Origin of the sequence: Streptomyces sp. NPDC058470 (assembly GCF_042721055.1) — a bacterium.
In the GTDB taxonomy this organism is placed as follows: domain Bacteria; phylum Actinomycetota; class Actinomycetes; order Streptomycetales; family Streptomycetaceae; genus Streptomyces.
The window spans coordinates 105,182-114,440 of record NZ_JBHXMF010000028.1 but is presented as its reverse complement, the minus strand read 5'-3'; the positions used below and the strand labels follow the sequence as shown (position 1 = coordinate 114,440).

At 70.7% G+C, this 9,259-nt stretch carries 10 protein-coding genes; 8 read left to right on the top strand and 2 right to left on the bottom strand.

Going from position 1 to position 9,259, the window contains the following annotated elements; genetic code table 11:
* Window positions 1-301 precede the first annotated feature (301 nt).
* Window positions 302-1,114 carry a hypothetical protein gene (locus tag ACFWP7_RS21650; protein WP_384383199.1) on the top strand — a complete coding sequence of 271 codons (813 nt, stop codon included), beginning with the start codon at window positions 302-304 and terminating at the stop codon, window positions 1,112-1,114.
* Window positions 1,115-1,208: 94 nt separating this feature from the next.
* Here the strand turns inward: ACFWP7_RS21650 and ACFWP7_RS21645 are convergent, their stop codons facing one another.
* Window positions 1,209-2,498: a DUF1015 domain-containing protein gene (locus ACFWP7_RS21645; protein WP_384383188.1), complete on the bottom strand. Its 1,290-nt coding sequence runs from the start codon at window positions 2,496-2,498 to the stop codon at window positions 1,209-1,211.
* Between the two features lie 72 nt (window positions 2,499-2,570).
* Between ACFWP7_RS21645 and ACFWP7_RS21640 the strand changes: the two genes are divergently transcribed.
* From ACFWP7_RS21640 to ACFWP7_RS21625, 4 genes are all read left to right on the top strand, one after another.
* The gene (locus ACFWP7_RS21640) at window positions 2,571-3,599 is read left to right on the top strand and encodes an HAD hydrolase-like protein (protein ID WP_384383186.1); all 1,029 of its coding nucleotides are present in this window, start codon (window positions 2,571-2,573) and stop codon (window positions 3,597-3,599) included.
* 157 nt (window positions 3,600-3,756) lie between these two features.
* Window positions 3,757-4,800 carry a FecCD family ABC transporter permease gene (locus tag ACFWP7_RS21635; RefSeq protein WP_384383184.1) on the top strand — a complete coding sequence of 348 codons (1,044 nt, stop codon included), beginning with the start codon at window positions 3,757-3,759 and terminating at the stop codon, window positions 4,798-4,800.
* 62 nt (window positions 4,801-4,862) lie between these two features.
* Window positions 4,863-5,939 carry a FecCD family ABC transporter permease gene (locus ACFWP7_RS21630; RefSeq protein ID WP_384383182.1) on the top strand — a complete coding sequence of 359 codons (1,077 nt, stop codon included), beginning with the start codon at window positions 4,863-4,865 and terminating at the stop codon, window positions 5,937-5,939.
* Entirely contained in the window at window positions 5,936-6,820 is an 885-nt protein-coding gene (locus ACFWP7_RS21625; RefSeq protein WP_384383180.1) for an ABC transporter ATP-binding protein, read from the top strand. Before ACFWP7_RS21630 ends, ACFWP7_RS21625 begins: the two co-directional genes overlap by 4 nt.
* Here the strand turns inward: ACFWP7_RS21625 and ACFWP7_RS21620 are convergent.
* The gene (locus ACFWP7_RS21620) at window positions 6,804-7,151 is read right to left on the bottom strand and encodes an SCP2 sterol-binding domain-containing protein (protein ID WP_384383179.1); all 348 of its coding nucleotides are present in this window, start codon (window positions 7,149-7,151) and stop codon (window positions 6,804-6,806) included. The genes ACFWP7_RS21625 and ACFWP7_RS21620 overlap by 17 nt on opposite strands.
* Before the next feature lie 42 nt (window positions 7,152-7,193).
* Here ACFWP7_RS21620 and ACFWP7_RS21615 point away from each other — a divergent pair, with 42 nt between their 5' ends.
* Genes ACFWP7_RS21615 through ACFWP7_RS21605 form a run of 3 tightly spaced genes read left to right on the top strand, consistent with a single transcriptional unit; the run spans window position 7,194 to window position 9,224 of the window.
* On the top strand, window positions 7,194-7,499 hold the full coding sequence (locus tag ACFWP7_RS21615) for a hypothetical protein (protein WP_384383177.1): 306 nt from the start codon (window positions 7,194-7,196) through the stop codon (window positions 7,497-7,499).
* A 7-nt stretch (window positions 7,500-7,506) separates the two neighbouring features.
* On the top strand, window positions 7,507-8,322 hold the full coding sequence (locus ACFWP7_RS21610) for a TlyA family RNA methyltransferase (RefSeq protein WP_384383175.1): 816 nt from the start codon (window positions 7,507-7,509) through the stop codon (window positions 8,320-8,322).
* Window positions 8,319-9,224: an NAD kinase gene (locus ACFWP7_RS21605; RefSeq protein ID WP_384383174.1), complete on the top strand. Its 906-nt coding sequence runs from the start codon at window positions 8,319-8,321 to the stop codon at window positions 9,222-9,224. The genes ACFWP7_RS21610 and ACFWP7_RS21605 overlap by 4 nt, the downstream gene beginning before the upstream one ends.
* Window positions 9,225-9,259: the final 35 nt, after the last annotated feature.

The window sequence follows — 9,259 nt, the reverse complement described above, 5'->3', positions numbered from 1 at the left end:
CGGTGCCCGTCGTGACGACCGCAGGGACGACCGTCCGGCGTTCCGGCGCGACGAGGGGCGTGACGACAACCGAGGCGGTGGATTCCGTGGGCGCGATGACCGGGGAGCCGGCCCGCGTCGCGACGACAGGGGCGGTCGCCCCGGTGGCTTCGGAGGCCGTGACGACCGGCGTGGCGACGACCGGCGCGGTGGTGGAAGTTTCCGTGACGACCGTGACCGGGACCGTGAGCCGATCAAGCGGCTGCCGATCCCCGAGGACGTCACAGGTGACGAGATCGACAAGGACGTACGGCAGGAACTGATGAGCCTCCCGAAGGGGCTTGCGGAGGATGTCGCCAAGAACCTGGTGATGGTCGCCCGGCTCATCGACGAGGACCCTGAGGGGGCGTACGGCTACTCGAAGGTCGCCCTGCGTCTGGCGTCGCGGGTCGCCGCCGTGCGGGAGGCGGCCGGTTTCGCCGCGTACGCGAGCCAGAAGTACAGCGAGGCGCTTGCCGAGTTCCGGGCCGCTCGCCGTATGACCGGCGGCGTGGATCTCTGGCCTGTCATGGCGGACTGCGAGCGCGGTCTTGGCCGACCCGAGAAGGCGTTGGAGATGGCCGGTGCGCCTGAGGTCCAGAAGCTGGACAAGGCCGGACAGGTCGAGATGCGCCTCGTGGCCGCCGGTGCGCGGCGGGACATCGGGCAGATCGATGCCGCCATCGTGACCCTCCAGGGCCCCGAACTCGCCTCCAACTCCGTGCAGTCCTGGACCGCGCGACTGCGTTACGCCTACGCCGACGCACTGCTCGCCGCCGGTCGGGACGGTGAGGCGCGCGAGTGGTTCGCGAAGGCCATCGAGTCCGACAAGGACGGCAGCACGGACGCCTCCGACCGGCTCGCCGAGCTGGACGGCGTCGAGTTCCTCGACGCGCTCGTCGAGGATGAGGACGAGACGGAAGCGGACGCGGGGACGGAGACGGAGACGGAGACTGTGGCGGAAGTGCAGGCGGCGGCTGAGGTCGAGGTCGAGGTCGAGGTCGACGCGGCGCCTGAGGCCGAGGACGAAGTCGAGGTTCCTGACGGCGAGCAGACGTCCGACGAGGACGGTTCTAAGGGCGCGGCCCAAAGCTGACGCCATGCAAGCGGCGTAGAACGAGCGCCGTGGAACAGGCAGCGTAGAAGCGGACGGGCGGGACTCCGGAAGGGGTTCCGCCCGTCCGTGTTCGTCAGCCCGCGAGTGCCCGCAGTACCAGGCCCGAAGCCGGTTTCGGGCCGAACGACGTCGACTTGCGGGGCATCGTGACGCCCTGGCGGGCCAGGTCGCGTACGACCTCCTCGCGGACCGGATGCATCAGGACGGCCGTGCCGCCGTCACGTTCGGCCTTGGTGACCGTGGCCGCCGTGTCGTGGATGTACGCGACGTGCTCGGGCGAGTCCTCCGGGATGCCCCAGACGTGTTCGAGGAGCGTGGCGTGCAGGACCGTGGCGTCCAGGGTGCGCCAGGCCTCGGGGTGGTCACCCGGGATGGTACGGGCGAGGAGGTCCGGGGACGGACGGTCGACGAGGTGGAAGGCGCCGTCGCCGGCAAGGAGGAAGGCGTTTCCGTCCGCGGCCGCGGTGGCCAGGGCTTCCAGGGCCTCGGGGAGGGCGACGTCGAGGTGGCGTACGCGGAAGGAGTCCGTGAGAGGCGCCAGTGCTTCGGCGACCGGCAGGCGGTGCAGGAGGCGGTGGATCGCTCGTACGCGGAGCGGGTAGCGCGTGGTGTCGACCAGCAGGACCAGGCCGTAGTCCCAGGGGCTGGGGGAGGGGTGCTCCGCGCGTAGACGCAGATACGTCGCCCAGCGGTGGTGGCCGTCGGCGATGAGGGCCTGGTGGTGGCCGAGGTCTGTCCGGATCTCGGCCAGGTCGTCGGGATCGGTGACCGCCCAGAGGCGGTGGCTGAAGCCGTCCTCCGTGGTGGTGGACAGGAGCGGCGGGTGCTGGGCGGTGCGTTCGATGACGGCGGCCGTGCCCACCCGGGAACCATTGCTGCGGTACGTCAGCAGCAGGGGTTCGAGGTTGGCGGATGTGGCGCGCATCAGGGCCGCGCGGTCCGCGACGACATGCGGCATCACGTCCTCGTGGGGGAGGACGACGCCGTCCGACGGCTCCGACAGGCGCAGGGCGCCGATGATGCCGCGTTGCAGCATGGCGCCGTCGCGCTGTTCATAGACGTACAGGCCCGGCTCGGTATCGGTGGTGAGGACGCCCTCGGACAGCCAGCGGTGCAGGGTTTCGGCCGCCTGCTCGTTGCGCGCGGTGGGGGTGGTGTCCTGCGGGAGGATCAGCCGGACGATGTTGTGCGGGTCGGCGGATTCCAGGTGGAGCAGACCGTCCGGCCGTACGACGACGTCATACGGCGGCGAGGTCACGGCGGCCAGACTGCCGACCCGGTCGGGGTCGTAGCGCAGGCCCCGGAAGGGGTTCAGATCAAGGCCCATGCGTGCGGGTACGTGCGTGGGACCTGCATAGTTCATTCAGGCATCGTAAGTGTGTCAGTGGCATGCGCGATGATCGGGGCAAAGGGATCGAATGAGGAGCGATGCGGAATGAGCCAGACCGTCAGGACGCGGCCCGAGGGCAGTGCACAGGCCCTGAGTGAGGCGTACGACACGGCTCTGCTCGATCTGGACGGAGTGGTGTACGCGGGCGGGAACGCCATCGCGCACGCCGTTGAGTCCCTCGGCACGGCCCACTCGGGCGGGATGCGTCTCGCGTACGTCACGAACAACGCGTTGCGTACGCCGGACGCGGTGGCCGAGCACCTCACGGAGCTGGGGATACCGACCGGAGCCTCCGACGTCATCACCTCGGCGCAGGCGGCGGCCCGGCTCATCAGCGAGCAGGTGCCCGCCGGCGCGCGCGTGCTGGTCATCGGCGGAGAGGGGCTGCGGGTCGCGCTGCGCGAGCGCGGGCTCGAACCGGTCGAGTCGGCGGACGACGATCCTGCGGCGGTCGTACAGGGCTTCGGCGGCCCTGATCTGCCCTGGGGGCGCTTCGCGGAGGCTTCCTACGCCATCGCGCGTGGGGTGCCGTGGTTCGCGTCCAACACCGATCTGACGATCCCCAGCGCACGCGGCATCGCCCCGGGGAACGGCGCGGCGGTGGAGGTCGTACGGATCGCCACGGGCGCCGAGCCGCAGGTGGCGGGCAAGCCGCTGCCCCCGATGCACCGGGAGACGATTCTGCGGACCGGCGCCAAGAGGCCGTTGGTCGTCGGTGACCGGCTGGACACGGACATCGAGGGTGCGTTCAACGGAGAGGTGAACTCGCTGCTGGTGCTGACCGGTGTCACGGACGGCGCGCAGCTGCTCGCCGCCCCGCCGCAGCACCGGCCGACGTATGTCGATGCCGATCTGCGTGGTCTGCTCACCGGGCAGCCGGAGGTCGGCGAGGCGGACGGCGGCTTCCGCTGCGGTGGCTGGACGGCCACGGCCGGGCACGAGCGGCTGGAACTGGAAGGTGACGGCGAGGCCCTCGACGGACTGCGGGCGCTGTGCGCGGCGGCGTGGACGGCGGCCGGGGACGGGACCTGCGAGCTGGACGGTGGGAAGGCGCTGGCGCGGCTGGGGCTCTGAGCGCGGCCACGCGCGCGGGGCAGGCGCCACAGGGTGCGGGGCACAAGGGGCACAGGACCCTGGACAGGGTGCGGGGCAAAGGGGGCACAGGTCACAGCGGCTCATCTGCGCTGACACGGGATCGAGCCAACATGGGAGGGTAGGCTAACCTAACCGGGTGTTGGTTGACAGTCCTCCCGAAGAGCGCGCGGAGACCGCCCCCGCGCCCCCAACCCGCCGGGCGATACGTACCTTTGGGCTCCTCGCGTCCGTGGCGCTGCTGGTGCTCGTCGCGCTGGCGAGTATCGCGATCGGCGCGAAGGCGTTGCCGCTGGATCAGGTCTGGCACGGCCTGTTCCATGATTCGGGGACGTACGCGGATGTCGTGGTCAGTGACCGGCTCTCGCGTACCGTCCTCGGGCTGCTGGTCGGCGCCGCGTTGGGGCTGGCGGGCGCCGTCCTCCAGGCGCTCACCCGTAACCCGCTGGCCGACCCCGGGCTGCTCGGGATCAACGCGGGCGCGTCCGCCGCGGTCGTCACCGCCATCACGTTCTTCGGTGTCACGAGTCTGAGCGGCTACGTCTGGTTCGCCTTCATCGGGGCGGCCGCGGTGGGCGCCCTTGTCTGGTTCCTCGGCGGTAGCCGTGGGGCGACTCCGGTGCGACTCGCGCTGGCGGGTACGGCGATCAGTGCCGCGCTCTACGGCTATCTGCAGGCCGTGATGATCATGGACGACGCCGCGCTCGGCAAGATGCGGTTCTGGACGGTCGGGTCGATTGCCTCGGCCACCGACACCACCATCAAGCAGGTGCTGCCGTTCCTGGCGGTCGGCACGATCCTCGCGCTGGCCCTCGCCCGCCCCCTGAACGCCGTGACCATGGGCGACGACACCGCCCGCGCGCTCGGCGCCAACCTGAACCGCACCCGCGCCCTGTCCATGGCCGCCGCGACCGTGCTGTGCGGCGCCGCTACCGCCGCCTGCGGGCCGATCGTGTTCGTCGGTCTGATGGTCCCGCACGTCGTCCGCTCCTTCACCGGGCCCGACCTGCGCTGGATCCTGCCGTACGCGACCGTGCTGTCGCCCGTGCTGTTGCTCGGCGCCGATGTCATCGGCCGGATGATCGTGCGGCCCGCTGAGTTGCAGGTCGGCATCGTCACCGCGGTCCTCGGCGGCCCGGTCTTCATCTATCTCGTACGACGGCGGAGGACGGCGCAGCTGTGACGACCACACGCAAACCGGCCACACACGAACCGGCCACACACGAACCGGCCACACACGATCCGGTGACACGCCATCCAGCTCCGCGCCCCCCGGCCCTCCGCGTCCGGGGCACCCGAGCCGTTCGGACGGGCCGCGGGCTGTCGGTCCGGATCGATGTCCGGGCGTTCACCGTTGTCGTGCTGCTGCTGGCCGCCGCGCTCACCGCGAGCGTCGTGCTGATCGGCACCGGCGACTTCCCGATCTCGGCCCCGGACGTCCTCAAGACGCTGTTCGGCGACGGGACCACGATTCAGGAGTACATCGTCAACGACCTGCGGCTGCCGCGGGTCATCGTCGGTCTGCTGGTGGGGGCCTCGCTCGGGCTCGGCGGGGCGATCTTCCAGTCCATCTCCCGCAATCCGCTGGGCAGTCCGGACGTACTCGGCCTCGGACAGGGCGCCACGGCCGGCGCGCTCATCATGATCGTGCTGTTCTCCGGGAGCGCAAACCAGGTCGCCCTCGGGGCGCTCGTCGGCGGCCTCGTGACCGGGCTCGCCATCTATCTGCTCGCATGGAAACGAGGAGTGCACGGCTATCGACTGGTCCTGGTCGGTATCGGTGTCTCCGCGATCGTCACGGGGATCAACGGCTATCTGCTCACCAAGGCCGACATCGTCGACGCGGCCCGCGCCGTGGTCTGGATGACCGGCTCGCTCAACGGCCGTGACTGGACCCAGGTATGGCCGCTGCTCGTCATGTGCGCCGTCCTCGTACCTCTGGTCCTCGGCAACGCGCGCGGGCTGCGCATGATGGAGATGGGCGACGACGTCTCGTACGCGCTCGGAGTGCGGGTCGAGCGGACGCGGCTGCTGCTGATGCTGGCCGCCGTGCTGCTCACCGCGGGCGCCACCGCCGCCGCGGGCCCGGTCGGTTTCGTGGCGCTCACCTCGCCGCAGCTCGCCCGGCGGCTGACCCGCTCGCCGGGTCCGAACCTGGTGCCCTCCATGTGTATGGGCGCGGCCCTGCTGATCGTCGCGGACTGGGCCTCGCAGCGGGCCTTCGGCGCCGATCAACTGCCCGTGGGCGTGGTGACCGGCGTCCTCGGCGGTGTCTATCTGCTGTGGCTCCTGGTCACCGAGAGGAAGGCGGGCCGGATATGAGCGCCACAGCCAACGAGAACACCAAGAGGAGCACCAGCACCGTGAACCGCCTGTCCGCCGAGAACGTCACCCTCGCCTACGACCAGCGCGTCATCACGGAGAAGCTGTCGGTGGAGATACCCGACAACTCCTTCACCGTGATCGTCGGCCCGAACGCCTGCGGCAAGTCGACACTGCTGCGCGCCCTTTCCCGGATGCTCAAGCCCTCCCAGGGGCGGGTACTGCTCGACGGGCAGGTCATCCAGTCCATGCCCGCGAAGAAGGTGGCCAGGACCCTGGGCCTGCTGCCGCAGTCCTCGATCGCGCCGGACGGGATCACGGTCGGCGACCTGGTCGGCCGGGGCCGCTACCCGCACCAGGGGCTGCTGCGGCAGTGGTCCACGGAGGACGAGCGGGTCGTCCAGGAGTCGATGGCCTCGACCGGCGTCGCCGAGCTCGCCGATCGCTATGTCGACGAGCTGTCGGGCGGTCAGCGACAGCGCGTCTGGATCGCGATGGCCCTCGCACAGCAGACACCGCTGCTGCTCCTCGACGAGCCCACCACCTACCTCGACATCCAGCACCAGATCGACGTCCTCGACCTGTGCGCCGAACTCCACGAGGAACAGGGCCGCACCCTGGTCGCCGTGCTCCACGACCTCAACCACGCGGCCCGGTACGCCACCCATCTCATTGCGCTGCGCGAGGGCGAGGTCATCGCCGAGGGAGCGCCCAGCGACATCGTCACGGCCGACCTGGTCGAGGAGGTCTTCGGGCTGCGCTGCCAGGTCATCGAGGACCCGGAGACGGGGACGCCACTGGTGGTGCCGGCGGCGCGCAAGGCACGTACGGCCGCTTCGGCTTCGGCCTCGGCCTCGGCATCGGTTACAGAAGGGTCCTGAGCCGGAACAGATCGCGCAGGCCCGCCTCCAGTTTCACCCGGCCCGAGCCCCAGGCCTTCGCGAAGTTCAGCTCGCCGTTCACCATCGCGACCAGATCGCCGCCGCTCATCGTGAGCCGGATCTGGGCCTTCTCGGCGGGCGGGCCCTGAAGTGTGTCCAGCACCTCGATCCGGCCGCCCTTGAGACGGCCGACGAAGGTCACGTCCAGGTCGGTGATACGGCAGCTCAGCGAGCGGTCCAGGGCGGCCGCCTCGCGTACGTCCCCGTCGGCGCCCGCCATGTTGTCCGCAAGCTTCTCGAGCGCGCTGCGGCACTCCTCGATCGTCGCCATCGTGATCGACGGTACCGCAGCGCTTCGGGGTAGCGTCGGGGCATGAGCGACTCAGTGCCCCAGACCCCGTCTCCGCAGGGCGAGGTCCCGGAGCCGGAGGTTCCGGTCGATGCCGTCCCCGCGTACGACCTTGCCGCCCCGGCCCCGCTGAACGTGCCCCGCACCCCCACCGGCAACGCGGACATCGACGACCGGCTCGACCGGCTGGCCGACGCCGACCACCTCGCCACCGACGGACACGTCGAGGTGTACGAGGATGTACACCGGGGGCTGCGCGACGCGCTCACCGCGCTCGACGCCCGCCCGGGACCCCCGGCGCCCCCGACGCCGTACGACCGCAGGAGCTGAACCGAACGTGGCAGGAGTGGCACGCCGCCGCCTCGACGCCGAACTGGTCCGCCGCAAGCTCGCCCGCTCGCGCGAGCACGCCGGACAGCTGATCGCCGCGGGGAGGGTCACTGTCGGTAAGACCCTCGCGGTCAAGGCCGCCACCCAGGTGGAGACGGCGGCCGCGATCGTGGTGACCCAGGACGACAGCGACCCCGACTACGTCTCGCGCGGCGGACACAAGCTCGCCGGCGCGCTGGAAGCCTTCGTACCGCAGGGGCTCGAGGTCGAGGGACGGCGGGCGCTGGACGCCGGCGCGTCCACCGGCGGCTTCACCGACGTACTGCTGCGCGCGGGAGCCGCCCATGTGGTCGCCGTCGACGTCGGCTACGGTCAACTTGCTTGGTCTCTGCAGAGCGATGAACGCGTCACCGTCAAGGACCGTACGAACGTACGCGAGTTGACGTTGGACGCGATCGATGGGGAGCCCGTGGATCTTGTTGTCGGGGATCTGTCCTTCATCCCGCTCGGCCTGGTGCTGCCCGCCCTCGCGCGGTGCACGGCGCCGGACGCCGATCTGGTGATGATGGTCAAACCACAGTTCGAAGTGGGGAAGGAACGTCTGGGCAGCGGCGGTGTCGTGCGCAGCCCGGAACTGAGGGCCGAGGCAGTACGCGGTGTGGCCGTGCGTGCCTGGGGGCTGGGGCTCGGAGTGCAGGGGGTCACGGCCAGTCCGTTGCCCGGCCCTTCGGGCAATGTCGAGTACTTTCTGTGGCTGCGTGCCGGGGCACCCGAACTCGAACCGGCCGACGTTGACCGTGCAGTGGCGGAGGGGCCGCGTTGACACAGACCCGAGCTCGTACTGTTTTCCTGCTTGCCCACACCGGGCGGCCCGCTGCGATCCGCAGCGCCGAACTCGTCGTCCAGGGGCTGTTGCGCTCCGGGATCGGCGTACGGGTGCTGGAGGCGGAGGCGGCCGACCTGCCGCTGCCGTCGGCCGTGGAGCTGGTGAAGGAGGCCACACCGCAGTGCCTCGACGGGTGCGAACTGCTGATCGTGCTCGGCGGTGACGGGACGCTGCTGCGCGGCGCCGAGTTCGCCCGGGCGTCCGGGGTGCCGATGCTCGGCGTCAACCTCGGCCGCGTCGGCTTCCTCGCGGAGGCCGAGCGGGACGACCTCGACAAGGTCGTCGACCGGGTGGTGACCAAGGCGTACGAAGTCGAGGAGCGGATGACCGTCGACGTCGTCGTGCACCAGAACGGCGACATCGTGCACACCGACTGGGCGCTGAACGAGGCCGCCGTGCAGAAGGTGTCCGCCGAGAAGCTCCTTGAGGTCGTGCTGGAGATCGACGGGCGGCCCGTGACCGGCTTCGGCTGCGACGGGATCGTCTGCGCCACGCCCACCGGCTCCACGGCGTACGCGTTCTCCGCGGGCGGGCCCGTGGTGTGGCCGGAGGTCGAGGCACTGCTGATGGTGCCCATCAGTGCGCATGCGCTGTTCGCGAAGCCGCTGGTGACCTCGCCGGACTCGGTGCTCGCGGTGGAGGTGCTGCCGCACATTCCGCCGGGAGTGCTGTGGTGCGACGGGCGGCGGAAGCTGGAGTTGCCGCCGGGGGCGCGGGTGGAGGTCCGGCGAGGGGCTGTGCCGGTGCGGCTGGCCCGGCTTCATCACGCGTCGTTCACGGACCGGCTGGTGGCGAAGTTCGCTCTGCCGGTTTCCGGGTGGCGCGGGGCGCCGCACTAGTCGTACGACTGCTCGGATGGCCTGCACGGCCTGTA